This is a genomic window from Shewanella sp. SG44-2 (assembly GCF_014164215.1).
GTDB lineage: Bacteria > Pseudomonadota > Gammaproteobacteria > Enterobacterales > Shewanellaceae > Shewanella > Shewanella frigidimarina.
In genome coordinates, this window is the sequence record NZ_JACJEU010000006.1 from 148,592 (window position 1) to 175,529 (window position 26,938).

At 42.1% G+C, this 26,938-nt stretch carries 26 protein-coding genes; 16 read left to right on the top strand and 10 right to left on the bottom strand.

Features of this window, described 5'->3' with window-relative positions; translation table 11 throughout:
• Entirely contained in the window at nucleotides 1-564 is a 564-nt protein-coding gene (locus tag H5181_RS06830) for a cytochrome c oxidase assembly protein (RefSeq protein WP_182750587.1), read from the top strand.
• On the top strand, nucleotides 561-1,436 hold the full coding sequence (locus H5181_RS06835; RefSeq protein ID WP_123883626.1) for a cytochrome c oxidase subunit 3: 876 nt from the start codon (nucleotides 561-563) through the stop codon (nucleotides 1,434-1,436). The genes H5181_RS06830 and H5181_RS06835 overlap by 4 nt, the downstream gene beginning before the upstream one ends.
• 16 nt (nucleotides 1,437-1,452) lie before the next feature.
• Here the strand turns inward: H5181_RS06835 and H5181_RS06840 are convergent, their stop codons facing one another.
• Entirely contained in the window at nucleotides 1,453-1,671 is a 219-nt protein-coding gene (locus H5181_RS06840) for a DUF2909 domain-containing protein (protein WP_182750588.1), read from the bottom strand.
• Between H5181_RS06840 and H5181_RS06845 the strand changes: the two genes are divergently transcribed.
• Genes H5181_RS06845 through H5181_RS06865 form a run of 5 tightly spaced genes read left to right on the top strand, consistent with a single transcriptional unit; the run spans nucleotide 1,619 to nucleotide 5,602 of the window.
• Complete coding sequence (locus H5181_RS06845) at nucleotides 1,619-2,446, top strand: SURF1 family protein (RefSeq protein ID WP_102036309.1); 828 nt, start codon at nucleotides 1,619-1,621, stop codon at nucleotides 2,444-2,446. The genes H5181_RS06840 and H5181_RS06845 overlap by 53 nt on opposite strands.
• A gap of 57 nt (nucleotides 2,447-2,503) precedes the next feature.
• The gene (locus tag H5181_RS06850; RefSeq protein WP_182750589.1) at nucleotides 2,504-3,055 is read left to right on the top strand and encodes a hypothetical protein; all 552 of its coding nucleotides are present in this window, start codon (nucleotides 2,504-2,506) and stop codon (nucleotides 3,053-3,055) included.
• The gene (locus H5181_RS06855; RefSeq protein WP_011635741.1) at nucleotides 3,055-4,035 is read left to right on the top strand and encodes a heme A synthase; all 981 of its coding nucleotides are present in this window, start codon (nucleotides 3,055-3,057) and stop codon (nucleotides 4,033-4,035) included. The genes H5181_RS06850 and H5181_RS06855 overlap by 1 nt, the downstream gene beginning before the upstream one ends.
• Nucleotides 4,036-4,048: 13 nt before the next feature.
• The gene (gene cyoE, locus H5181_RS06860) at nucleotides 4,049-4,960 is read left to right on the top strand and encodes a heme o synthase (protein ID WP_011635740.1); all 912 of its coding nucleotides are present in this window, start codon (nucleotides 4,049-4,051) and stop codon (nucleotides 4,958-4,960) included.
• A 27-nt stretch (nucleotides 4,961-4,987) separates the two neighbouring features.
• Complete coding sequence (locus H5181_RS06865; RefSeq protein WP_153009401.1) at nucleotides 4,988-5,602, top strand: SCO family protein; 615 nt, start codon at nucleotides 4,988-4,990, stop codon at nucleotides 5,600-5,602.
• Between the two features lie 18 nt (nucleotides 5,603-5,620).
• Here the strand turns inward: H5181_RS06865 and H5181_RS06870 are convergent, their stop codons facing one another.
• Nucleotides 5,621-6,679 (bottom strand): polysaccharide deacetylase family protein, encoded by a 1,059-nt coding sequence (locus H5181_RS06870; RefSeq protein WP_182750590.1) that lies wholly within the window; start codon nucleotides 6,677-6,679, stop codon nucleotides 5,621-5,623.
• A gap of 14 nt (nucleotides 6,680-6,693) precedes the next feature.
• On the opposite strand from H5181_RS06870, the gene H5181_RS06875 reads away from it, so the two are divergent.
• The 3 genes from H5181_RS06875 to H5181_RS06885 all read left to right on the top strand — a co-directional run bounded on the left by H5181_RS06875 (nucleotide 6,694) and on the right by H5181_RS06885 (nucleotide 10,409).
• Nucleotides 6,694-8,037: an MATE family efflux transporter gene (locus H5181_RS06875; protein ID WP_182750591.1), complete on the top strand. Its 1,344-nt coding sequence runs from the start codon at nucleotides 6,694-6,696 to the stop codon at nucleotides 8,035-8,037.
• Between the two features lie 71 nt (nucleotides 8,038-8,108).
• Nucleotides 8,109-10,043 (top strand): S9 family peptidase, encoded by a 1,935-nt coding sequence (locus H5181_RS06880; protein WP_182750592.1) that lies wholly within the window; start codon nucleotides 8,109-8,111, stop codon nucleotides 10,041-10,043.
• Between the two features lie 36 nt (nucleotides 10,044-10,079).
• Nucleotides 10,080-10,409, top strand: a complete 330-nt coding sequence (locus H5181_RS06885; RefSeq protein WP_059745879.1) for an FKBP-type peptidyl-prolyl cis-trans isomerase — start codon at nucleotides 10,080-10,082, stop codon at nucleotides 10,407-10,409.
• A gap of 107 nt (nucleotides 10,410-10,516) precedes the next feature.
• On the opposite strand, the gene nfuA is transcribed toward H5181_RS06885, so the two are convergent.
• Both nfuA and H5181_RS06895 read right to left on the bottom strand, forming a co-directional pair.
• Nucleotides 10,517-11,095: a Fe-S biogenesis protein NfuA gene (nfuA, locus tag H5181_RS06890; RefSeq protein ID WP_123778482.1), complete on the bottom strand. Its 579-nt coding sequence runs from the start codon at nucleotides 11,093-11,095 to the stop codon at nucleotides 10,517-10,519.
• A 271-nt stretch (nucleotides 11,096-11,366) separates the two neighbouring features.
• Nucleotides 11,367-12,173, bottom strand: a complete 807-nt coding sequence (locus H5181_RS06895) for a ComF family protein (RefSeq protein ID WP_123778483.1) — start codon at nucleotides 12,171-12,173, stop codon at nucleotides 11,367-11,369.
• Nucleotides 12,174-12,216: 43 nt separating this feature from the next.
• On the opposite strand from H5181_RS06895, the gene bioH reads away from it, so the two are divergent.
• Nucleotides 12,217-13,023 (top strand): pimeloyl-ACP methyl ester esterase BioH, encoded by an 807-nt coding sequence (gene bioH / locus H5181_RS06900; protein ID WP_182750593.1) that lies wholly within the window; start codon nucleotides 12,217-12,219, stop codon nucleotides 13,021-13,023.
• Nucleotides 13,024-13,100: 77 nt separating this feature from the next.
• A complete protein-coding gene (locus H5181_RS06905) occupies nucleotides 13,101-13,607 on the top strand; it encodes a hypothetical protein (protein WP_182750594.1) in 507 nt (168 codons plus the stop codon).
• Here H5181_RS06905 and H5181_RS06910 read toward each other — a convergent pair.
• From H5181_RS06910 to H5181_RS06935, 6 genes are all read right to left on the bottom strand, one after another.
• Nucleotides 13,599-15,632, bottom strand: coding sequence for an LTA synthase family protein (locus tag H5181_RS06910; RefSeq protein ID WP_220491667.1), 2,034 nt, complete (start codon nucleotides 15,630-15,632; stop codon nucleotides 13,599-13,601). The two genes, H5181_RS06905 and H5181_RS06910, sit on opposite strands and share 9 nt — an antisense overlap.
• A 352-nt stretch (nucleotides 15,633-15,984) precedes the next feature.
• Nucleotides 15,985-17,421, bottom strand: coding sequence for a HAMP domain-containing sensor histidine kinase (locus H5181_RS06915; RefSeq protein WP_182750595.1), 1,437 nt, complete (start codon nucleotides 17,419-17,421; stop codon nucleotides 15,985-15,987).
• Nucleotides 17,421-18,095 (bottom strand): response regulator transcription factor, encoded by a 675-nt coding sequence (locus tag H5181_RS06920; protein ID WP_011635728.1) that lies wholly within the window; start codon nucleotides 18,093-18,095, stop codon nucleotides 17,421-17,423. Before H5181_RS06920 ends, H5181_RS06915 begins: the two co-directional genes overlap by 1 nt.
• 173 nt (nucleotides 18,096-18,268) lie before the next feature.
• Nucleotides 18,269-18,712, bottom strand: a complete 444-nt coding sequence (locus H5181_RS06925; RefSeq protein WP_011635727.1) for a diacylglycerol kinase — start codon at nucleotides 18,710-18,712, stop codon at nucleotides 18,269-18,271.
• 10 nt (nucleotides 18,713-18,722) lie between these two features.
• Complete coding sequence (locus H5181_RS06930) at nucleotides 18,723-20,390, bottom strand: phosphoethanolamine transferase (protein WP_041412721.1); 1,668 nt, start codon at nucleotides 20,388-20,390, stop codon at nucleotides 18,723-18,725.
• A gap of 204 nt (nucleotides 20,391-20,594) precedes the next feature.
• A complete protein-coding gene (locus H5181_RS06935) occupies nucleotides 20,595-22,967 on the bottom strand; it encodes a Tex family protein (protein ID WP_182750596.1) in 2,373 nt (790 codons plus the stop codon).
• Nucleotides 22,968-23,180: 213 nt separating this feature from the next.
• Between H5181_RS06935 and greB the strand changes: the two genes are divergently transcribed.
• The 4 genes from greB to H5181_RS06955 all read left to right on the top strand — a co-directional run bounded on the left by greB (nucleotide 23,181) and on the right by H5181_RS06955 (nucleotide 26,826).
• Nucleotides 23,181-23,666: a transcription elongation factor GreB gene (gene greB / locus H5181_RS06940; protein ID WP_011635724.1), complete on the top strand. Its 486-nt coding sequence runs from the start codon at nucleotides 23,181-23,183 to the stop codon at nucleotides 23,664-23,666.
• Nucleotides 23,667-23,857: 191 nt separating this feature from the next.
• Complete coding sequence (locus tag H5181_RS06945; protein WP_182750597.1) at nucleotides 23,858-24,490, top strand: DUF4937 domain-containing protein; 633 nt, start codon at nucleotides 23,858-23,860, stop codon at nucleotides 24,488-24,490.
• A gap of 381 nt (nucleotides 24,491-24,871) precedes the next feature.
• On the top strand, nucleotides 24,872-25,762 hold the full coding sequence (locus tag H5181_RS06950; protein WP_182750598.1) for a site-specific integrase: 891 nt from the start codon (nucleotides 24,872-24,874) through the stop codon (nucleotides 25,760-25,762).
• Entirely contained in the window at nucleotides 25,759-26,826 is a 1,068-nt protein-coding gene (locus H5181_RS06955) for an IS91 family transposase (RefSeq protein WP_182750599.1), read from the top strand. The genes H5181_RS06950 and H5181_RS06955 overlap by 4 nt, the downstream gene beginning before the upstream one ends.
• Nucleotides 26,827-26,938 lie beyond the last annotated feature (112 nt).

Here is a 26,938-nt window from a genome sequence, read left to right on the forward strand (position 1 = left end):
ATGACACAGCCAACAAAATCAAATCGTAAGCTATTAATCATCCTGATTGCCGGGTCAATTGGTATGTTTGGGTTTGGTTTTGCGCTGGTACCGCTTTATGACGTGCTCTGCGATACATTGGGGATTAATGGCAAAACCCAAAATAGCGCCAGTAGTTATGAAGCGGTGGTGGTTGATAAAAATCGGACCGTAACCATTGAATTTGTGACTCAAGTTCAGTCAGGTATGCCATGGGAATTTAGCCCTAAAGTTAACCAAATAAGCGTGCATCCTGGGGAGCTCACTCACGCACAATTTTTGGTTAAAAACCTGTCGACACGTGACACTGTAGGCCAAGCAATTCCTTCAGTATCACCAGGCCAAGGTGCGGCATACTTTAATAAAACGGAATGTTTTTGCTTTAATCAACAACCTTTGGCTGCAGCAGCAACAGCAGAACTGCCACTGATTTTTTACGTGGACCCTGATTTACCAGCGTCCATTAACACATTGACTCTCTCTTATACCCTTTACGACATCACCGACAGACAGGCGATCGCCATAGAGCAAGGAGCATCAAAATGACAACAAAGTATCAAACTTATTATGTGCCAGCCCAAAGTGCCTGGCCAATAATCGGTGCTATAGGTTTATTTTTAATTGCGTTTGGCGCAGGAAATTATGTACAACAATTAACCACTGAAAAAACCTCTGGCGGTTACATTTTAATAACTGGCTTGGCCGTGATTATCTTTATGATTTTTGGTTGGTTTAAGACCGTTATTGATGAATCAATGGCTGGACTGTATTCACCGCAGATGGATCGTTCATTTAGACAGGGAATGAGTTGGTTTATTTTTTCAGAGATTATGTTTTTTGGGGCATTTTTCGGCGCGCTATTTTATGCCCGCATGATTTCAGTACCTTGGCTTGGTGGCGCATCTAACAATGCCATGACCCATGAAGTGTTATGGCCTGCATTTGAAGCTATGTGGCCATTGGTTAAAACACCTGATGGCACTGCAACTGAAGCTATGCCATGGACGGGATTACCATTAATTAACACCATTATATTGCTAACATCGTCAGTTACTTTGCACTTTGCTCATACCAACCTTGAAAAAGCCAATCGTAAGCCCTTGATAATCTGGTTAGCGTTAACGGTAATTTTGGGGATTGCGTTTCTCTGTTTGCAGGTTGAAGAATATAGCCATGCTTACCAAGAAATGGGGTTAACGCTCTCTTCTGGTGTCTACGGCAACACCTTCTTTTTGTTAACCGGTTTTCACGGCATGCACGTCACTATCGGTACCCTGTTCTTGATTATTTTATTACTCAGAATTGTGAAGGGTCACTTTACGCCCGACAAGCATTTCGCTTTTCAAGCTGGGAGTTGGTATTGGCACTTCGTTGATGTGGTGTGGTTATGCTTATTCATTTTCGTATACGTACTATAAAACAACGTATTAACGACTAATAAGGTCTGGGGTTAGGTTGAATGTAACCAAGCCCCAAAGCCACCAGCAATACCATTATAACGACAACAGAAAACAATACGCGCCGGCCGAGAAAACGACTCATGGATTGTTGATGCTCGCCCTTAACCATAATAACTAAGGCCCTAGCTAAGTTAAATAATATGAATACAAGCAACGAGACTAAAACTAACTTAACGATGAAAGGTGTTGTCACAGGCAATCCTTTTAAAAGTGTGGGTGTGTCTCGGGTGTTATTCGTAATCATTACTTTGGTCGTGTTTAGCTTGTTGGTCAAGTTAGGATTATGGCAGTTATCACGAGCAACCTTTAAACAAGAGTGGCAAAGCACCCTACTTCAACGTCAACAGCAACAAGCTGTCACTTATGAGGAAATGTTGGCAATAGTTGAATTGTCAGAAACCTCAACAAACTCACAACCGGAGACGAGATTACTCACGGGTTACCGTCTATCTATCTCCGCCAAACCAGTTAATAACATGATGCTGCTATTAGACAATCAAGTGTATCAAGGCCAAGTGGGATATTTAGCGTATCAAATTTTTGAAATAACCCCTGAACAACCTTGGATATTGGTCGAGCTAGGCTTTGTACCTGCAAACAAGGACCGCCGAATTTTACCTGAACTAACCCCGTTAAAAACAAATTACTACACACTGGTTGGCCGAGTTTATCAAAAACAACCCAACCCATTAAGTGACCGACTCGATGCAGAGCAATTAGCAGATGCTCATGCTCCAGTACGTTTTCAAAATATCAATATACCCGCACTCACTGACATGCTTGGCCATACGCTGACGTCTGTGGTGCTGCAACCCGACAATGTTCCAAATTATCACCTGCCTCAACCTTGGATACCCATTCCATTGTCGGCACAGAAACATCAAGGGTATGCTTTGCAATGGTTCACTATGGCAGCAGTATTTTTAGGACTAATGAGTTGGATAGCATTTCGACAATTTCGACGCTAAGCATCGTCGTTCATAATTAACTTAACAATAATATCAAAATGATAAAGAGGAGATGGAATGAACTCCCTACCGAAAAAAAGTAATAAAGCACTACTGCTCTTACTGCTGGTATTTATTTTACCGGTTGCCTTAGCCAAATTAGTGTTAAGCCTAGAGCTGTATAACGGAGCGGCAACCAACAAAGGTGCATTAATCGCTCCCGACATAAACTACGCTAACTTAGCCATGGAGAATCCTAAACCTCATGCATGGCAAGTACTGTTTTTTTTACCCGAAACCTGCAATGAGCAATGCCAGGAACGGCTGTATATTTTACACCAGAGCTATATTGCCCTCGGCAAAGATAGGGATCGTGTTACCCCAATCATTGTAGTAAACAGCCACAGTGACACCAAAATCCTCAAGCAATTAAATATCTCTTTTGATCAAGCAAATGCCAATGACGCACTTGCTGCACTATTGACCAATCAACAGCTTATTATTGTCGACCCTCTAGGTAGCTTAGTCATGCAATATGACAACGTAATAGGTCACGACGCCAATATTGCTCAGGGCAAAGCCATGATTGCCGATTTGCGCAAAATGCTTAAGTTGTCGAGGGTTGGCTAATGGCAATACAGCGATTAATCAAATTCACATTAGTGTTTACCTTGGCAGTTATTCTAATGGGCGCCTATACACGTCTGTCTGATGCTGGATTAGGTTGTCCTGACTGGCCAGGCTGTTACGGCCATCTAGCGGTGCCGAGTGCAAGCCATGATTTAGCCAACATTGAAAGTCGATTTCCTGATGCTCAAATTGAGCCAGAAAAAGCCTGGCTTGAAATGATCCATCGCTATATCGCTGGTACTTTAGGGTTAATGGTTTTAGCCATTCTGATTATGTGCCTTAAACAGCCGCAAGCACCCAAAAAACTGCCGGTATTTATTGCGGTACTCATTGTGTTTCAAGCCGCATTGGGAATGTGGACTGTCACCATGAAATTAATGCCTGTTGTCGTTATGGCGCATCTTATAGGCGGTTTTAGTTTATTCGCCTTGTTACTGCTGTTATATCTGCGGCTTAAACCATTAAGGATCCCCGGAGGGGATACCTATGCGCGTAAGCTCATTCCATTAGCATTAGCCAGTTTGGGTGTATTAGTCATTCAAATTATACTCGGTGGCTGGACCTCATCAAATTACGCAGCGCTTGCCTGCACTACCTTGCCCATCTGTGAAGGCAATTGGGTCGACAACTTACGTTTTGCCGATGCTTTTTCACCATTTCAAGGCGATCACCCCAGTTTTGAATTTGGCGTTTTAGACTATGCCACTCGCATGACCATTCATGTCAGTCACCGAATTTGGGCTGTGGTAACCGCCATAACCCTAATCGTACTCGCACTAAAATTACGCTATGCACAATCACACATAATGCGTAACAGTGGTTACTTATTACTGTTACTCGTCATCGCTCAAGTCGGACTGGGTATAAGTAATGTGGTGATGAATTTACCTTTAGGCATCGCGGTATCACACAATGGAGGCGCAGCCTTATTGCTGCTTACCTTAGTCTTTATTAATTACGCCTTGTGGCGTAAAGCATAAGTGAGGATCAACCATGACAAAACCTCTTACTATTAGTCAGGTTCAACCTAAGATAACTCTACAATGGCGCGCCTATTTTGAAATGACCAAACCCAAAGTCGTAGCACTTATGTTGCTTACGGTATTGGTCGGCATGTGTTTATCTGTGCCTGGCATTGTACCGTTACAACCTTTGGTTGCGGGAATGGCTGGTATTGCGATGATGGCAGGCTCTGCGGCGGCGTTTAATCACTTAATTGACCGTAAAATAGATGGTTTGATGGCTCGAACTTATAATCGTCCGCTGCCTAAAGGTAAAATCTCCACCACTAAAGCGGTAACCTTTGCGGTGTCGCTTGGATCACTCGGCTTTGTGGTGTTATATACCTTAGTTAATCCCCTCACAGCTTGGTTAACCTTTGCCAGTTTGATTGGTTATGCTTTGGTGTATACAGCCTACCTTAAGCGGGCGACCTCACAAAACATTGTCATTGGTGGCTTAGCCGGCGCTATGCCGCCATTATTAGGCTGGACCGCAATAACCAATGAACTGCATGGTTACGCTCTGCTACTGGTTATTATTATCTTCACTTGGACTCCACCGCATTTTTGGGCATTAGCCATTCATCGCCGCAAAGAATATGCCAAGGTCGATATTCCAATGCTACCAGTTACACACGGGGTCGAATTTACCAAAACCTGTATTTTGCTTTACACCATTCTATTAGCCATAGCCTGCCTACTACCCGTTTTAGTCGGCATGTGTGGTCCAATATATTTGGTGGGTTCAACGGTACTCAGTTGTGGTTTTATTTATAAAGCGTGGCAGTTAAAGTTTCATGACTATCCAGAACTGTCTATGCAAGTATTTAAATTCTCGATTTATCATTTAATGGTGTTGTTTATTGTATTATTAGTTGACCATTACTTTTGGGTAAACGCTTAAATTAGAAAGGAAAATATATTGAAAATAATGATAGCAGTAGGGCTAATGTTATTAGCCCTAGTGGGGGGTGTCGTTTATCAACAGACGCAAACAGAGCCTATGCCATTGGCAACCAGTTATGTATTTGAGCAGCAGCGCCCATTAGCACCATTTACATTAGCAGACCAATACGGCAATGCGTTTACTAACCAAACGGTGCAAGGTAAATGGAGTTTGTTCTTTATTGGTTACACCGCTTGCCCAGATGTATGCCCTACCACTCTGAACAAACTTGCAGCGGCTTATCCACAACTGCAAAAAATAGCCAGCAATGTACAAGTGGTTTTTGTGTCAGCAGACCCCAAACGCGACACTCAAGCTAAACGTTTAGATTACATAAATTTTTTCAATAAAGACTTTAAAGCGGTCAGCGCAGAACACACCGACTTATTTCCGTTTAGTCGTGACTTAGGCTTTGTGTATGCCATGGTGGGAGAGGACAGTGATTACCAAGTAGACCATAGCGCATCGTATGTGTTGGTTTCGCCAAGAGGGGAAAAAATAGCAGTATTTAAACCCAAACCACAACCTGGGCAGCTCGCACAAATTCTTAATGCTGAGCTAATTTCTGACTTTAGCCAAATCGTTCAATCTTGGCGTTAGTGATTCACGCTACTGTCGTTATTCTTCGAGCCACTGACCATTATCTTGCGGGCGGATCCACGCTTGTGAGAACCAATAATAGCCCGTTTTAGTTTTGCTGGGTGCTGTACAGTTATAACGTGAACGCCCTGGAGCTAAATCTGATGATGCTTGAATCGATAAGCGATTTTCACTTAACCAAATAGGTTTCTTCGGTCCTTGCCCTTGAATAAAGCACATCACTTGATGTGGGTAAATATCCTGCGTATCAAGAGTTAACTCCAATTTAGGTCGCCACTTACCTGATACCAATAATGGATCGCTGATGTTCTGCTTAATCACCGGCATCGGTAAACTGGAAAACTTAACCGTTAAACTCGCTAAATCAGCATAAGCATTGGCAACCGGAAAGCGCGGTAATGCCGTTAGTGAAGCATATTCCCCTGCGGCACCAGATTGCTGACCAAAGCCAACAAAGCCCTGTTTCGCCAAAATTGCTTCTAATTTGTTAGTGTATTCACCATACGGGTAGGCAAACATTTTTACACTTTGGCCAGTACGTTTTAATATTTCAGCTTCTGTCGATAAGATATTATCTTCGACACGGGCTTGCCATTGGGCTTGGGTTTCTTTGCCTTGACGACGAATTAAATGTTCGTGTCCCCAGCTGTGGTTGGCAATCGTCACGCCTTGATCGGATAAGGCAGTAATGTCTTTCCAACTCATCATGCCCTTGAAACCGGCATCGATGGGGGCAACAGAAATAAACACAGTGTACGGAAATTGATGTGAGGCTAGAATGGGCGCAGCATTGTTGATAATGCTGTCATAACCGTCATCGAAAGTAATCACAATACGTCTATCGGCTATTGGCGTGTTATGCTTTATTGAATCAACAGCTTCAGCTAATGAAATCACAGTAAAACCATTATCAGCCAAGTACTGCATCTGTTCAGCAAACTGACTTGGCGTGACACTTGTGCTTTTCGGGGTATCGTCCGACACGTGGTGATATTGTAAAATGACCACTGCATTGGCATCAAAATGCAATACACTCAAGCTGAACACCGCCAACAATAAAGCTATTTTTTTAACCATGATTATCCATACCTATGTCAATTAGCGCATTACTATTAAACCGCCAAAAAAATCGTCAATTATTGGCTTTAGCGACACCAATGATACTGTCGAATATCACTATTCCGCTATTAGGATTAGTTGATACTGCGGTGATTGGTCATCTTGGACAAGCTTACTATCTTGGTGGCGTAGCGCTAGGCAGTACCATTATCACCTTGATGATTTGGTTACTGGGCTTTTTACGCATGTCCACCACCGGGCTGGTCGCACAAGCCTACGGTGCTAATGATACCTCAACTCAACAACAATTACTGATACAAGGTTGCAGCCTAGCATTAACCTTAGGAATAGCTTGTGTAATATTACACTCTCCCATACTCGATTTAGCATTAAGTCTGAGTGATGCCAGCGAACAAGTAATGTTCTACTGCCGCCAATACGTCGAAATTCGAATTTGGTCACTGCCTTTTGCCCTTATCAACTTAGTGTTATTAGGCTGGTTACTCGGACGCCAGGCGCCAAAAGCTGCTATGTGGCAATTAATTATCGCTAACAGCGCTAATATTATTCTCGATATTGTGTTTGTCATCATCTTTAAATGGAATGTCCAAGGTGCAGCATTGGCATCTGTTATTGCTGATATCAGTGCTTTTTCTGTGGCATTGATTATGGTCAAGCGCCAACTGGTGCACACTGGTGGGCTTAATTTAAGCCAGGTTATCGCGCATTTATCATGGCGCGGATATGCTCGTTTACTCACCTTAAACCGTGATATTTTTATCCGCAGTTTGTGCTTGCAAGCCGCCTTTAGTTTTATGACCTTTTATGGTGCCGGTTTAGGCGACAATACTATTGCTGCCAACGCAGTACTGCTTAATTTACTGATGCTGATCTCTTATGCGTTAGATGGTATAGCCTATTATGCTGAAGCCGAAGTCGGCCGCGCATTTGGTCAAAAAAATCCAACACTACTGCATGACAGTGTTGTATTGGCTTTTTGCTGGTCGGCAATGGTTGCGGTGTTATTTAGCCTGCTTTTTTGGTCGGTAGGACCATGGATAATTCAGCTATTAACCAATATTGAAGCGGTACAAAACACCGCAAACATCTACTTAATCTGGCTCATTTTTATGCCTATCTTGGCATTTGGCTGTTATCTGTTCGATGGCGTGTATATTGGTGCTGCACACGGGAGTATTATGCGTAACAGCATGATAATTGCTACCTTTGGCGTTTACTTTCCGAGTTGGTATCTATTGCAAGATTGGGGCAACCACAGCCTTTGGGCTGCGATGTCAATATTCATGCTATGCCGAAGCGTGACTCTTGGCTGGCACTATTACTACAAACTCAGATATCAACTGGCGACCGTATAATATATTGAAGACCTTGATATAAAAATGTAACATCCAAATAACATTTTTATATCGCATTACATGGACCTTTAATGAAACGGATTTTATGGCTTGTTGTTATTAGTTTATGTCTATTTTCGCTTAGCTCATTTGCCAAACCTCTGCCTATAGAAGCCTTTGCCAGCATCCCAGATGTCCGCTTTGTTAGCTTATCTCCAGACGGTAAAAAAATTGCGTCTCTTGTACGAGTCAGTACTAATGAGCTTGAGGGCCAAGTACTCACTATTCGCGATATTCAAACCAATAAAGATATTTACCCATTACAGACTGACAATCAGAAATTTGTCATTTTATCGTTAACGTGGGCAAATAATGATGTCATCTTAATCGAGTCTAAATATCCCGCCATCCGTCGAGGTGTTCCCACAACCGAAACACGGTTAATAAAATACTCACTGAGCGACAATAAAACCTCAAGTGTTTTTTCTAATCGTTCTCTATCGCGTTTTGTCGATTTACCGCAATTACAAGCATCAGTTATTGATTATCTTGACACCGATCCAAACCACATCCTTATGCAAATTCAAGGTTTAGGTTCTAAACCGCAATATGAAAGCGTCGTTAAAGTCAGTTTAAAAACAGGCGGTATCAAGACTTTACAACCAGCACGTATACACATTGGAAACTGGTTAACCGATAGGCAGCACAATGTGCGTATTGGTATTTATCGCGATGACACAACCTACCGTATTTACGAACAAAAAGGAGCGGGTGAAGATCTCCGCAAATTATGGGAGTTCGAGGCTTTAGCAGAAGACGTAATTTGGCCTATCGGTTTTGACCATGATCCTAATATCTTATATATCAGCGCCTATCATCAAGGTTTTAAAGCCATCTTTAAAGTCAATTTAACTGACCCAACATTGACTAAAGAACTCGTTTCTCACAATGAAAATTACGATATTGAAGGCTGGCTCGTGTATTCCGCGCTAAAACAAAAGGTCATTGGTTTAAGCACCGACATTGAAGGTGAATATCTGTTCTGGGACCAAGATTATATCAAGTTGAACAATGGTCTTACAACTGCATTACCAGAGTCACATAATGTGATCACTCAGTTCAGTGATGATGAACGTCGTTACATCGTTTATGCAACTGGCCCTATAGAATCTGGTGCGTATTACTTTGGTAATAGAGACCAAAAGGCACTTTACCCTATAGCTTACCGTTACAGCCAATTGCCACCAGAAGTGTTATCTCAACCGCAAACAGTCCATTATAATGCTCGTGATGGTTTAGCCATTGAAGCCTTCCTCACCACTCCAAAAGACATTGTCGCCAAAAACTTACCGACCATAATTTTCCCCCATGGCGGACCTATTAGTTATGACTCAACCACGTTTGATTATTGGGCGCAGTTTTTAGCTAATCGTGGTTATGCTGTGCTACAAATGAACTTTCGCGGCTCGTCAGGCTATGGATTCAATTTCATGAATTCGGGTCTTAAAAACTGGGGCTTAGAAATGCAAACCGACATTGAGGATGGTACTCACTGGCTTATCGAACAAGGTATTAGCGATCCAAAACGCGTGTGTATTGTCGGTGCGAGTTATGGCGGTTATGCCGCATTAATGGGCGTAGCTATCACCCCAAATCTGTATCAATGTGCCATTAGTGTTGCGGGCGTGACAGACCTTGAATATTTAGTTAAATCATCGCGTCGGTACGACAACAGTAAAATTGTTAAAAAACAAATTGGTGATGATTACGACGATTTATATCAGCGCTCACCTATTAGCAAAGTGGCTAATATTAACGTGCCGGTGTTATTAATCCACGGCACTAAAGATCGCGTGGTGCGAGTACAACACAGTGAAGAAATGTATGATGCGCTTAAGGATTTACATAAACCCGTAAAGTATATCGAACTGGAAAATGGCGATCATTACTTAAGTAGTAATGAACATCGTCTTACAACATTCATTGCTATAGAACACTTCTTAGCGACCAATCTTGGGGTAAAATAACCTTAAATAGACCAAGTCTTCACACACGAGAACACTATGACTCAAGAATTGATTATCACCGACATTGAAGTTGGCAGCGGCAAAACCGCAGTTAAAGGCGCGCTAATTACCACTCGTTATAGCGGTCGATTAGCCGACGGGAGCCAGTTTGATGCTTCTGATGCATTTCAGTGTGTCATTGGTACCGGCAGAGTCATTAAAGGCTGGGATCAGGGCATTATTGGCATGAATGTAGGTGGCAAGCGTCAGCTATCTGTCCCGGCTCATTTAGCCTATGGAGAACGCCAGATTGGTGAGCGTATTCCAGCAAACTCTGATTTGTTTTTTGATATTGAATTACTCGAAGTACTCACTCGAGACGACTAAAACCACGAGATGACGAAAACCTAATCGACACCAATAAAAACGCGACCCATAATAAAGTCGCGTTTTTATTTTTTAGCTTTGTTTATTAGCAGTAATTCATCACGCGATTAAGCGTAAGAATGTTCGCCATGCTGATGTTCTGTTACATCACGCACACCAGTTAATTCCGTTGGGAACATATCTAATAATTGCTTCTCAATACCATCTTTTAAAGTGATATCAACTTGTGAGCAACCGTTACATCCACCACCAAACTGCAATACTGCAACACCTGCGTCAGTAATTTCTACTAACATGATGTTACCGCCATGGCTGGCAAGTTGTGGATTAATTTCTGATTGAATAACATATTCAATACGTTCAACTAATGGTGCATCACCAGACACTTTACGCATTTTTGCGTTAGGTGCTTTTAATGTCAGTTGCGAACCAAGCTGGTCGGTCACAAAATCAATGCTGGCATCATCTAAAAACGGTGCGCTCTTTTCATCAACCATTGCACTAAAGCCATTAAATGGAAGTTCTACATCATCAGCTTCAGCGGCATCAGGTGGACAATAAGACACACCACACTCTGCTTGTGCAGTACCTGGGCTGATAACAAACACACGAATGTGCGTACCTTCCGGCTGGTCGGCCAACAATTTGACGAAATGGGCCTGAGCTGTATCGGTAATGGTGATCATAAAAACCTGCTCCGTCAGGGAATACCTGAGTAAATTAGTAAGAATTAGACATATGATACTCTGTGTTGCATTGGCTTTGTAGTGTCCGTGGGATTTGATCTCGAAAAAATGATCCAGTTCAACTTTTTTTAACCCTAAAAAAACGGCAATGCCCCACATACCATGGGCTACAAGAAATATTAATTAATTGTTTTTATTTACAAAAAATCTCGTTATTACTCAAATCGAATTAATCTAACCTAAACCTAGGTTAATCTACCCTTAAAAAGATTTAATCTAACAATCCCGGCGCTTCAGCACGCGCAAGGCACCAAGTCTGCACATGGATAAACTGTAGACTAAATAAACCTGCAATTTCATCTACGGTTGTTCCAGTCGTGACCACATCATCAATCAACGCAACACGCTGATATGTCATGTTTGGTTGTAATGCAAATGCACCATGGCAGTTTTTACGCCTCTGCTTACCCGCTAGTCCCGTTTGTGGCAAAGTATCAACAATTCGAATTAAGCAACGATCATCTAGAGGAATATTCGTTAAAAGGCTTAACTCTTTAGCAATGAGCCAAGCTTGATTAAAACCTCGCTGACGTAAACGATTTGGATGTAATGGAACGGGGATTAACACTTGTGGACGCCTAATAATGCCGTGCTTAATTAATAATGCGATTCGACAGGCTAATTGCTGAGTTATCGCGTTAAGCGGTGCACATTGCTGTTGGTATTTAATGGCGGCAATAACAGGTCCCAGTCCTTGATGATAACTACAAGGTGCAACCACATAATTGGGCTCTTGTTTCAAACACTTTCCACAATAAGCCTGCAGCAGAGCTATTTCGCGACCACAACCTAAGCACACTTCATGCTGATACAAACTCGCCGCTAAACACACTTGGCAAACACCTGTGAGGACTTGATTAGGAAACAATTGCTGATAACCCGTTTGATCTATCCTTTGCTGGCACAGCAAGCAACGGTTGGGTAAACTGCCTAGTAAAATCACCCTAGCATGCTGAATGTGCTTGAGGCATAAGCCTAGTATGTGGGTGATGTCGATTGAAATATTGATTGGCGGCATTGGCTATTCATTCCATTAAATAGACTCAAAAGAGGTGTTAACCGTGAGTTTTCCTGCATTGCATATTGATACCGTAGGCTCACAAGGCCAAGACATAGTGCTATTACACGGTTGGGGGGGGAATAACCAAGTCTTTAGTCCATTAAAAAACGCATTGCACCAGTATAGAGTGCATTATGTGGATTTGCCGGGTTTTGGGTTAAGTCCTAATATCGACGGAGGCATAACGCAATGGTCACAAGCACTTGCAGAGCAACTTCCACAGCAGGCGATTTGGATTGGTTGGTCGCTAGGTGGGTTAATCGCTAGCCAAATTGCCATCGATTACCCAGGGTCAGTGGCTGCATTAGTCACTATTGCCTCATCCCCATGTTTTATGGCCCGCGAAAGTGTTATGACTCGTGGAATAGATGATATCAGCCCCGCCTGGCCTGGTATTCAGCCTGATGTATTGGCACAATTTTCAAGCCAATTAAGTCGCGATTTGTCTCGTACTGTTGAACGATTTCTGGCGATTCAAGCCATGGGAAGTGATAACCCCAAAGCTGACATCCAACAAATAAAAAGCTTAGTGTTAAGCAAGCCATTGCCGACACAACAAGGTTTATCCCAAGGATTGGATATGTTAGCGCAGGTGGATTTACGTGCCACGATCACTCAAATACAGCGGCCATGGTTACGAATTTGGGGAAAGTTAGATAGTTTGGTGCCGAGAAAGATTATCTCGTCATTACCAAGCAGTGACAACATTGAAGATGTGCTGCTCCATAAAGCATCCCATGCGCCGTTCATTTCGCATCCTGATGCATTTTTAGACCATTTATTACCGTGGATCACAAAATACCGCTAAAAATATCTTAATAGCACTTTAGCCTTAGCCAAATGTTGTCTATAATTTAGTCAAGGCGTCGTATTGACAAGGTCAACATGATAATTACCACTCATTATCCACAAATACCGTTAGCAACTTCAAATGTTGCGACGGATCTTGCGCGAGTGGACAATCAACAAAAACCGCCGATTATCCCGCCACAAGAACCGACAAAAGAGCATGCAGAACGTCCATTAAATCAACAAAATGAACGTGCTACGCCTTACACTGTCGCAGAGAAAAAACAGCAGCAAGAGCAAGCTAAACGACAACAGCAAAGTGCCACTCAACAAGCGGTAGAGTCTAAAGCAATTGCTTCGCCAGTCATTCGGCCTCAAGTCATTAGAATCATGGCTAGCCAAACCCCGGCGCTGCAACGTAAAGATATTCAACTAAAAACACAATCTACAAACGCTAAAACAACACCAGAACCCCGTCAACGCCAAGCGCTAGACACTGGTGTATCCAAAGCTACCTACCAACAATTTGGTCAACGGATTGGTCAATTTTATCAACAGCAATCCGCTCCAAATAATGAGTCTCAACTACAAATATTAGCGTGATACTTCCGTAGTAATATCAGACAGTGTCGGTTTTGCCTCTGAATTAGCCGTACGGTACAACATTTTGTTGTATGCTAAACTGCCCCATAATGCCCAGCCTAATGCTGCTTCTGCTTGAGGTTCATTCAATGTTGTCGGAGTCAGTTTTTCAGTAACAAAATCATAAGTAACACTTTCAGGAGGTAATTCAGGTTGTAAAATAGTCATTTTATCTCCCTCCAGTAAACCGAAGTTTTTGTCATACTGCATCATCGCTCGACCCGGCCATGAGTCTGGCATTTTAGTTAAATCACGGCCTAGCATTGGATAACTATCCGAAATACCCAGCAACGAAATTAACGTCGGTGACATATCAATTTGGCTCACAACACGTGGATCGCGCTTCGCATCAATCCCGTCACCTAAAATAAGCCCAGGAATACGGAAACGAGACACTGGTACTAGTGCAGCGCCACCCACTCGACTGTCATGATCTGCAACAATCAGGAATAAGGTATCCTTCCAGTAATCTGATTTTTTAGCTTTTTTGAAAAACTCACCCACTGCATAATCGGCATATTTCACCGCGTTATGCATGGTGTATTGTGGTTGTTCATACAACTCAATACGGTCATCAGGGAACTCATATGGGTCATGATTACTTGAGCTAAACACTAAGCTAAAGAATGGTTTACCCTGTTTGTGCATCCGCGAAAACTCTTCGTCTGCTCTAAACAACAAATCCTCATCAGACACCCCCCAAGACGCCACAAACGCTGGGTCTTTGTAGTCACCTTGATCAACAATATCAGTAAAACCATTGCCTAAAAAGAAGCTGCGCATATTATCAAAATGGCTTTCACCACCATAAATGAACTGCGTGGTATAGCCATGTTGCTTCAATAAATCAGCGATGGTAAAAAAGCCTGTTTGACTCTTACCGAGTTTCACAACTGCACGTGCTGGCGTAGGTGTAAAACCGGTTGTCACCGCTTCTATACCTCTTACTGAACGTGTACCAGTAGCGTATAAATTTTCAAAAAACCACCCTTGTTGAGAAAGCTCATCAATATTAGGCGTTAACGGTAAGCCACCTAAACTTCCCACAAAACGTGCACCTAAGCTTTCTTGTAAAATGATCACAAGGTTCTTTGGTTTACCGGTATAGCTGGCTTGATTAAATGACAACGTCGGTATGGTCGATGAGGTAAATGCACTCAGTGGTCGGCCACTTTCACGGCGCACAATGTCGATCACTTTTTCGTCGGCTAACTTGCCATACACTTTCGATGCATCTTCTTCGTTACTCATTTGCTTAATTGCAAAGATTAATGAGAAAGAGGAATTCAACACTAAAGAATTAACTAAAGGATCGTCTGAAAATGCCACCAATGAAGGATTAAGAGGTCGATGCCCCAATGATGACCGCGCACCTAGCACCGTAATAGCAATGACGATAACCGCAAGCACTGGACGCCAATACCATTTAGGAAAACGAATATATTGCGTTAATTTTCCACTTAACCACCAGCCACCCCATAAGGTACCCACGGTGATCAGCGCCGATAAAATAAGCTCGCCTTTACGCCCTGCCCATAACATCGATAACACTTCTTTTGGATAAACCAGATATTCAACATATAAACGGTTAGGTCTAAAACCATATTCAGCAATAAACGACGGCGATGATGCCTCAAGAAAAACCACCACCCACAAACCTAGTGTGAGCCATACGCGTAATATCATCAGCCAAACACGGCCAACTAAATGCTCACCAGCAAATACCACGGTTCCGAGTGCTGCAATACCCCACAGCCAACATAAAGAGGCAAAATCGACCCGTAAACCTTGCAGTAAAATGTAGCCCCAACCTTGGGCATCGGATACCCGTTCAGCTTGCCATAAAGACAAGCCAATACGGCTCAAACTCATTATAAGAAGAGAGATAACACTAAATATAACAATTGCTTGAAATAAATTATTCGAAGTCTTTTTTGTACTAAACTCACTTGAATTGGTACCAAGACTAAAGAAATTTACAGCCATTTATTGCTCCAAAATTATTATTATTTTTAGGCTTCATGTGCAATTAAATTCGCAACAAGCTATCCCAAATGTAATAACATTATTACTGGGTAATAGACTAGTATGCTTATCTTAAGGGCAACTTAAGCTTATCGTGTTACTGAAAACCTTGTTTACTCAGCGATTTAAAACAGGATTTTTTGCAAAATTTTCAATATCTTTATCGTAACTGAACGACTAAAAGACACAGTAACAAAAACCATCTGAGCCTAAGACCTTAGCAAGGGCATTAAGTTCAGGGCGTAATAACATATATTAACATCTTATTTACAGTCAGTTAAATTCTGTTTTTTTGAAGATTTTTTGCATAGATTTACACCATTGCCGCATGACCATTCGGAATCAACACAGCAAACATAATTTTGTCATCCGAAACTAATTCAAAGCTAAACTCAAATCCATTCACTTTGGCAATGTTTTCAACAATGGCCAACCCCAATCCATGCCTCTCGCTGTTTGAACGCGATTGCTCCGCCTGGAATAATGGTAGAGTAAGCCTCTCTAAATCATTCGCGTTGATACTGGTGACTAATTGATTTTCAATACTGAATCTTAAGCCTTTATTATCAGCAACTAACCTTATTTTAATCGATGACTTCGGCGGACTGTAATACAGTGCATTATCAAATAAATTGGTCAAAATGAGATGCAAAGAAAACTCATCGGCAAGGCCGCTTGGATCCAAAACACTATTTTCAATATTCAAACGAGAGTGAATAGTTGAATACTTAAATGCTAATTCATTAATAACCTGATCCATCACGGTTTTGATATTGATATGTTGGCGATGCAGATTAATATTTTCTGATGTGGCTTGCTGCAATAGTAATAAATTATTGACGATTGTTTTCATCCGTAAACTAATACTGAGTACATCTTGCTTATAGCTCACGCCAATACGCTGATCATCCGGATAACGAATATAAATCTCGCTCAAGCTAATCAATTCACTGATGGGCGTTTTCAGTTCATGAGCGATATCGGCAGTAATGCGCTTTTCTGTTTGTAGGTATTGTTGGCTAATTTTGACAAACTTATTCAACTCATTACGTATCGGTTCAATTTCAAGATAACGTTCTGATTCGCTAGACAGTGGGATGTATTTTTTAGTGACATCAACGCTTTTTAGCGACACGTTTAATTCGTTCAACGGAGTCAAACCACGATGAATCACCTTCACTACGGCCCAGCGGATCAATACAATCACCAGTAGTAAGCCAATGGCTAAACTAGAATCGATGATCACCAAAATTTGCGATAAATCTTCTGTGGTAATGGCTATGGTTAACCACATTGGTTCGACTTGACCTATAATTTCACGATCGACTTTAGGTACTTGCGGCTCAAAATAAGACACCATAGCGCGACCGTCTCGACCATCTGGTAACACTACATCAGCAAAAAAGGCACTATTGATCGGCATGTCTTTTTTAAGTAAATCGACCCCCTCGAAATTACGCAACGATTCAGATCGTTCAAACACGCTTGAGCCTTGCCACAACTGAAAAAAGCTTGCTTTAGTCGAGGTGCCAAATTCAGGCATAAACTCGCCAGCAAAATCAAACTCGGTGCCTTCTGGCGTCACTTTAACTAAGGTCTTTAGGTAGTTAGACTTGTCTGTTAACGCGCTATCAAATTCAACATCAACCCAATTATCGATACTGATATCAATCGCCAAAAACACCAAAATCAACATGGCTGATACCACATAGGTCATGGTATTCACTAGATTTGTGGTTAACGATCTCATTAATGTTCACCTACAAAATAACCAAAACCACGTTTATTTTTTATCGGTAGCGTCACCCCAACGGCTTTAGCTTTTTTACGCACTGACGATAAATGAGCCTCGATAGTATTTTTCGATAAATGATTAAATGAACCCACTACTGCTTCGCTGATTTGTTCAGGATTAAGTACTTGCTTAGGGTTACTAAATAAATATTCAACAATTTTAAATTCGTTTTTGGTTAAGTCGATGTAATGGCCATCTGCATGAAGTGATTTGTTATTTGTGTCTAAAACAAAGTTCGCAACACAAATAGTTTTAACTTGTTGATTGAGTTCACCACGGCGGCCTAGGCAAAGTAATCTGGCTTGTAATTCGTCAAACGAAAATGGTTTACTCAGATAATCATCAGCACCCGCCAATAAGCCAGTAACACGATCTTCAGCTTGTGATTTAGCCGATAAAATAATGACCTTAGACTGATTACCTAATTTACGAATACTCTTAAGTAAACTCAGACCATCTACATTAGGCAGCATGAGATCCAAAATAATGAAATCATAAGAATTTGTGAGCGCCATGCTTAAGCCCTCAGAACCATCACCTGTTTCATCAACGGTATAACCTAAATGATCTAACCCAACTCTAATGCCGCGACGAAGTGCTTCAGAGTCTTCAATTAACAACACTTTCATTGAGTGTCCTTTATCATAATTGCGCCTATATCCATATTACGAGTGATGCAGTCCAAACGAAGTAACCTAAACTCGAGATAACAAACTACCATGAGCAAACTTATCTCTATGCTAGCCATAGAGTTAAGTTAACAGCCGACACGTTGCGGACAGATTAACGCTCAACTAAGCAATTATGCCCACAAAACAACCCACCAAACAATCGCTGCCATCAGCATGCTGAGAAACACAAATGCAGAGGCTATATCTTTGGCTAGCCCAGATAATTCATGAAACTCCAGGCCAATACGGTCAACCACTACTTCTACTGCAGTGTTAACCAGTTCTGCAAACAATACAAATAGCAACGCCAGCACTAACATGGCAGATTGCGCTGCACTAATATTTGCCATATAAGCAAATACAGTTAATGGAATAAACAGCATTAACTCTTGCTGAAATGCCGCTTCATTACGGCACATCCACTTTAAACCATTAAAGGTATGTTTGCAGGTATACAGCAAGCGCATAATGCCATGGCGTTTCACCACAATTTTTGGCTGCTTGGCTGTCGCGTTCTTTGCCGTATTCTTTGTAACATTATCATCTGACGTAGACGATGAAACTGAAATTGTCATCGGTATATCCCTAGTTCATTTTACAATCGGTGGTGATATCTAACTTAGGATCACGTACCGAGCTGCTGACGCCGTAAAGTCCTAACAATGTATGGAACAAGTTGTCATGTGAGTACGAGCCACTTAATGCATGCTCGGCAACACATTCACGGTCAATGTCTTTAGCTTGTGTGTAGTCTTGTGGTAACCACATAAACCAAGGCACATGAGTTTGCTGGCTCGGCGCAATACTGTAAGGCGTACCGTGTAAATACATTCCACTTTCACCCAATGATTCACCATGGTCAGATAAATACACCAGCGCGACGTTATATTTGTCTTGATATTGCTTAAGTACATTAATCGTTTCTGCCAACACAAAATCGGTATAAGCAATAGTATTGTCGTAAACGTTAACAATCTCTTGGTCACTACAGTTTTCAATGTCGCTGCGGCTACAAGCTGGGGTAAATAACGCCTTATCGGCTGGGTAACGCTGCCAATATGTTGGTCCGTGGCTACCAATAGTATGCAAAGCGATAAATTGATTTTCTAAACCTTTACCCGACAGCGCACTGGCTTGGCTGTCTTGTTGTAATTTTTGGCTAAGTTTTTCAACTAAAATCTCGTCATAACAACTTAAACCATCACATAATGGATTTGGCTCGCTCGGCGAAATATCAATCTTATTAATGCGGGCTCCTACGTCTTTATCGCCGCCATCGTTTTCAAACCATGTCACGTTAACACCAGCCGCCTTAACTACATCAAGCACATTATTTCGTGCATCAGCAACTTCACGATTGTAATTGTCATGGATGAGGTTTGAGAACATGCACGGTAACGAATGCGCGGTAGCCGTGCCACACGACGACACATTCTGTAAGGCAATCATGCCTAGGTTTTCTGTGTATGGGTTGGTGTTACGTTGGTAACCGTTATACGCCATATTTTCTGCACGGGCAGTTTCACCGACAACAAGCACCATAAGGGTCGGTTTGCCATTCACGCTTGGGGTTAGCTGTGCATCTTGACCAATAGGGTCAAAGGTTAACTTTTCGGTAAAGTAACGGTTGTTTAGGTATTTAACCGTATTATAAATATGTGCAGGAATAATCATCTTATTCAGATAATTATTATTGCGCCCCACTGACGCATAGTCTTTGTAAAAAAACAGCACCATCAACCCGACTAACACCACGCTGAATATTGTAAAGCCAGCGCGACGAAGCACTATTTTGGCCAGTGACGGACCACTCGATAATTTAGTGCGGTATAACAAAACAGAAGGTATTACCCCTAACACCATCACATAGCTAATTGAAGGTAAGCTTATATATGAAAAAGCTTCACCAGAATTGGTTTCAAAAATATTTTCAATCATGCCGTAATCAAACATCACGTTGTACTGCAACATCGCATACATGGCCGCTGACGATGTCAGTAACAACACAATCATCACGGGTTTAAAAACAAATTTAAAAGCAAATAAGCTAAAAATAAGCATAAAACAACTGCTTAATAACAATGCAGGTGACAAAGAAAACAGCACATGACCATCTGCTGATAACTGATAGATTTTACGGATTATCGGAAAATTTAATACCAAGCCAAAATAGACAGCGATAATGCAGGTCATCGCCTCGTAACTGATGCTCTTTGGGGTGATACTGGATAATGTTTTCGTTAGTAATTTCAATTTTGCCACTCGCAATAAACTCGACTGGCGCTGATATTCAACTAAAACACTTAAGATCCACTGAATAAAAACTGAATTATTGCTGTGTGGTTATATTCAGTTTCAAAATATAAAAATGAGCTAAAAAAAAGCCCTTACACATAAGTGCAAAGGCTTTATAATCAATATATTAGCTAAATGTGTTTTACCACACCGTATAATTGATTATTTTTTTATCTTGGCAAAGGCATCAGCAAACGCATTACCCATAGCCGCATTTTGTGGTGCTTTAACCGGTTTACTGGCTGGTTTATTATGACCAGAACTCTTGGTATTGACTGAAAATTTACCCGCAGCAGGCTTTTTCTGGTAACTGTTTTGTGGCTTACCCTGCGACTGTCTGATTGCTTTTTCAGTATCAATTTTTTCATCAAGACGCATGCTTAACGCAATACGACGACGCTCAATATCCACTTCCATCACTTTCACTTTAACCACATCACCGGCTTTAACCACTGTATGTGGGTCACTAACAAACTTGTCGGTTAACGATGAAATATGCACTAAACCATCTTGATGCACACCCACATCAACAAAGGCACCAAAGTTGGTCACGTTGGTGACTACACCTTCTAAAATCATCTCGACTTTAAGGTGCTTCAATTCTTCTATGCCGTCTTTAAACGTAGCCGTTTTAAACTCACCACGCGGGTCGCGTCCTGGTTTGTCTAGTTCGGCTAAAATATCATTAATGGTCGGCACACCAAATGCGTCGGTAACAAAATCGGCAGCATTAATCTGTTTTAACAAATCGCTATTACCAATCAGTTCAGTTAATGGCAATTGCTTAGCACCAGCAATCGACTCAACTAGGCTGTAAGCTTCTGGATGAACAGATGATGAATCCAATGGATTATCACCATTACGGATACGTAAAAAACCCGCAGCTTGCTCATAAGCTTTAGGCCCTAAACGAGCCACACTCAATAACTGCTTACGATTGGTAAATTGACCATTAGCGTCACGAAAATCAACCACGTTTTTAGCTAAGGTTTTGGTTAAGCCAGCAACTTGAGCTAATAACGGCGCTGATGCCATATTTAAATCAACACCTACAGCGTTAACACAGTCTTCAACGACGGCATCAAGCGACTGCGATAACTGGCTTTGGCTTACATCATGCTGATATTGTCCTACGCCAATTGCTTTGGGTTCAATTTTTACTAACTCTGCCAGCGGATCTTGTAAGCGACGCGCAATTGATACCGCACCACGAATTGACACATCAAGATTAGGAAACTCATTAGCGGCAAACTCAGAGGCCGAATATACCGATGCGCCCGCTTCACTCACAATCACTTTGGTCAGCGTCGGATGCGTTTCTTTCACGGCAGCGATTAACTCGCCAGTTAGCTTGTCGGTCTCACGCGAGCCAGTACCATTACCAATCGCAATAATTTCAACTTTATGCATGGTCACTAAATTACTTAAGGTACGAATCGATTTGTCCCATAAGTTCTGTGGCGCATGCGGGAAAATAGTGGTGTGGGCCACCAGCTTACCGGTGTTATCAACAATCGCGACTTTCACACCAGTACGGATACCAGGATCGAGTCCCATAGTTGCTTTAGCACCAGCAGGAGCCGCCATTAATAAATCGCCCAGGTTACGGGCAAACACTCTAATGGCCTCTTCTTCCGCGCTTTCACGCATCTTAGCGATAAACTCTGTTTCCATTTGCAAGGCAACTTTAATGCGCCAAGTCGAGGTCACAACCGTTTTCAACCATTCATCAACGCTAGAGTTAGTCAGTTCTAACTTAAAGTGATCGCTAATAATCACTTCACAATAACTGCCTTCTGTCGCTTGAGTATCGGGATCGGCGTTCATCGATAGGCTTAACATGCCTTCGTTACGACCGCGCAACATGGCTAAAGCACGGTGAGATGGGATTTTACTCATCAGCTCATTATGTTCAAAGTAGTCGCGGAATTTAGCGCCTTCTTTTTCTTTACCTTTTACCATGCGGCTTTCAAGCACAGCTTGCTGTAATAAATGCTGGCGCACTTTACGCAGCAACTCTGCATCTTCAGCAAAACGCTCCATTAAAATAAAACGCGCACCATCTAGTACCGCTTTAGAGTCGGCAAAACCCGCATCAGGATTAATAAACTCAGTTGCTTTACTTTCTATATCTAATTGACGATTGGCTAGCACTGCATCTACAAGCGGCTCAATACCCGCTTCGATGGCTATTTGGCCCTTAGTACGACGCTTTGGTTTGAATGGCAGATATAAATCTTCAAGGCGGGTTTTACTGTCGGCGTCATTAATCGCTTGAGTTAACGCTGGGGTTAATTTTCCTTGCGCATCAATGCTCGACAACACCACTTGGCGGCGGTCGTGTAACTCACGTAAATAACCTAAACGAGAAAACAAGTTACGCAACTGAGTGTCATCTAAACCACCGGTAGCTTCTTTACGATAGCGCGCAATAAACGGCACGGTGGCGCCATCATCTAATAGCGCAATGGTCGCTGTGACCTGTTGTTCACGGACATTAAGTTCTTGAGCGATAATCTGGGCAATATTATGCATAATCAATCGAATTCGACATGGTTTAAAATAAAATTATGCCAAAGATACCATAAAGACCACCAGTTCGCTGCTAGTACGAAAGGCTTTATGATGTCTTTATAGATAATCGATAAAAAGAATGCATCATCGGGCATGAAGTGCTAAAACACAGATGATAATATTACGGCTTATATAAAACCTCACCGTTCTTCGACCACATTAAGAGTAAACCGCGTGAAAACTAAGTTAATCACTTTAGAAGGCTACAATAAACTCAGAATTGAGCACGACTACCTGTGGAAAGAACAACGTCCTGAAGTCACTAAGATTGTCACTTGGGCGGCTGGTTTGGGTGATCGCTCCGAGAATGCTGATTACACTTTTAATAAGCGTTTATTAAGGCAAATTGACCGCCGAGTACGCTATTTACGCAAGCTGCTGCCCGAACTCAAAATTGTCTATTACGCACCAGAGCAAGAAGGCAAAGTGTTTTTTGGCGCCACGGTTGAAATTGAAAACGACGCCGGTGACATTAAAACCTTTAAAATTGTCGGCCCAGAAGAAATTTACGACGAACGTAAAGACTACATCTCCATCGACTCGCCCATGGCCCGCGCGTTACTCAAAAAACAAGTCGACGATGAAGCGGTAGTGAGCACACCTCAAGGCGATAAAACCTGGTACATCAATAAGATTAGTTACAAACTAGAACAGAAATAACTTATCCAAGGAAAACGGAATCAAAAGCGTTAATTGCTATGGTTTTGTCCCGTCAAAAAGAAGTATTGAACAGTTAAGCTTGCTGCTAGCACTGGGCGTGGTGACTCCAACACCACAAAGATATTGTTCCCTTATAGATTCAGCTTTGAAGAGCCATATTGACTCATGAACCATCAATATTAGGAACCATTTTGACTATAGCAAAATTGATTATGTGCGAGGTTGATGACGGTAAACAGGAGGCTTTTTCACAAAGTCAGAGTGCCTGGAGTCAGCTGTCGACGTGTAACGGTTTTGTTGGGCAAGCAGGTGGATGGGAGGCCTCGTCAACCACAGCCATTATTTTAGGCTTTTGGGAATCTCAGTTTCACGTGAGTGAATTCATGAGAACTACCCACGATGATATTTATTTAAGTAATAAACAACAATCCACTTATCGTCATTGTTCAGTTAATTACTTCGAACTAGTTTCAACCATATCTGACTTACAGATTAATTTTTCAGGTGCTGGAGTATTAAGAATAGCTTACTGCTCAAGAGTACTGGACATTGATAGGTTTAATCGAGATCAACAACTTATCTGGAACCCTCAACTGTCAACGCAACTCGGATGTTTAGGCGGTCACGTTTGGCGCCATGTTAAACACCATGACTGTTACTTAGTGGTAACGCATTGGGAATCACCAGAAGCTCATGAAATATACGCAAACAATGTATTGCCAAAATTACGAGAGATAGCCCGCCCATCGGAGTACATCGAACAACTATTAGGTAAGGTTGTTGTTCTCGATACAAAGTGGAACGTCACACCCAATAACGGTTGATCACCACAGGTAACATTCCACCTAACCAGTTTAAACCAGCATGACCATATTGTAGTTTCTTCCTTGAAAAACATTATCAATTCTTGCAGTTTTGCTAACGTGCTAGTGGACAAAAATGAGCTAGAACCAAACTCTAAAAATGACGACTAGTGTTAGGAAAAGTATGGGAATCGAATATTCGATAACGCCGCGTTAAGCGGACAAAAATTGTGGGTTATAATATGTAGCGAAGCGAAACGTAACCCACTGTTTTTTTGTTCCGCTTAAACGCCTTGTTGAACGAAGCCGCTCTGCGGCAGAAAAAGATAAAAGCCCATCTTTAGCTTCATCATAAATACTTACTAGACCCGCCTAATGAGGCATTTTTCTAGGAGTATGACTATGGACGCTCACGAACAACAACGCTTTGATTTTCTTTATCAACAACATCTTACCAATTTAACACTGCAAGGCAAGCGCCCCGCTACCATCGATGCTTACAGTCGCGCAGTGAGGCGCATTAGCGCTTATTTTGACTGCTGTCCCGATAACCTTTCAACCGATGATTTGAAGCGTTATTTTGCTGATTTAATTGCCTCTCACTCCTGGAGTACCGTAAAACTCGACCGCAATGGATTACAGTTTTTCTACCGGTATGTCCTTAATCAATCTTGGGAGTGGCTCAACATTGTTAAGCCGCCGCAGGTCAAACGCCTACCGGATATTCTAACCCCTGCCGAAGTCTCAATCGTCATTAGCCTCACCCATAAGCTGCGATATCAAGTGTGCTTTTTAACCTTATACAGCATGGGGTTGCGCCTCGGTGAAGCAATTTCATTGCAGGTTGGCGATATCGATTCAGCGTTGATGCAGGTGCATATTCGTGACGCCAAAGGCGGCAAGGATAGGCTAGTACCTTTACCGCAACGCACTTTACTTGCGCTGCGATATTACTGGCGTACCCATCGTCATCCCCGCCACCTCTTTCCCGGTAAAGATGGTAAGCCAGGTTCAATGATAGATAAAGGCGGTATTCAAAAGGCCATGAAAAAAGTGATTTCTGAGTGCAACATTCACAAATCTATCAGTCCACATAATTTACGTCACAGCTATGCGACTCATTTGCTAGAGCAAGGATTAGATTTACGCTCAGTACAACACTTGCTCGGTCACAACAGCCTAAACACCACAGCAAGGTATACACGTCTCACTCATATTACCCGTAAAAACACGGCCTTGTCGGTTAACCAGCTCACTAATAATTTGGTGTTGAAGTGGGAGTGCGAGATATGAAGTTTATCGATATTTTACGTGACCATCTTGATGCGTTTAATCAAGCTTATGATGGCCAAATAACAACATCAATGCGCCATGCCATTAATGCCATGCTGAGCTGTCGCGTTCACACCCAAAGAGCTAGCCACTGGGTTTGTCAGGGCTGTACTCATACAGCAGATTTCCCGCTATCATGTGGTCATCGCAGTTGTCCCCAATGCCAGTACAACACCACAGCAGATTGGTTAGCTAAGCAACAGGCTAAATTGTTATCTGTCGATTACTTTATGGTGACATTTACTTTGCCATATGAGCTGCGTGTGGTTGCTAAATATCAACCGGAAGTTCTCTATCCAGCCATGTTTTCAGTGGCTGCCAGTGTGCTCAAAGACTTTGCACTTAACTCACCAAAACTTGCCGGTGATATTGGTTTCACTGGCGTGCTGCATACTCACAGCCGGCGGCGAGATTTACATCCGCATATTCACTTTATTATTCCAGCGGGCAGTTTCAACAAAACCCAACAACACTGGAAAAAGAATAAGGGCAAATACCTGTTCAACGCTTTCAATTTAGCTAAAGTGTGGCGCGCACGTTTACTGGAACAGTTGGCAAAACTGAATCTCAAACTGCCAACCTCACTGCCGAAAAAGTGGGTGGTTGATTGCCAGCATATGGGTAAAGGTTTGCCTGCACTGCAATATCTATCACGCTATCTTTATCGCGGCGTACTGCCAGACAAAAGCATCAAAAGTGATGTCGATGGGCTTGTTAGTTTTGAGTATAAAGACAGTCAAACTCAGTCTACAAAAGTACGAACCTTACCCGCTACTGAATTTCTCTGGTTAATACTGCAACACGTATTACCGAAAGGGTTACGACGAGTGAGAGACTATGGATTACTCAGAGGCAATGCTAAAAAACTCAGGCTACAAATACAACTGATGCTGGCGGTTGCTGGGGCTGTATTTCCAATCATTCCCGAGATAAAGCGCAGATTAGCAACACGCCGTTGCCCCTGTTGTCAGCAACCAATGCACTTTATGGGCATAGTGAAACGACCGACAAACTTAATACCCTGAACCTAATGTTGAACATGATAATAAGGATAATGGCTTAACTGAATACCGTGGAGGGTTAATTTAAGATACTGAAATATAGCGAGTTAACTAATTAGCAAAGAGGCTAAGGAAA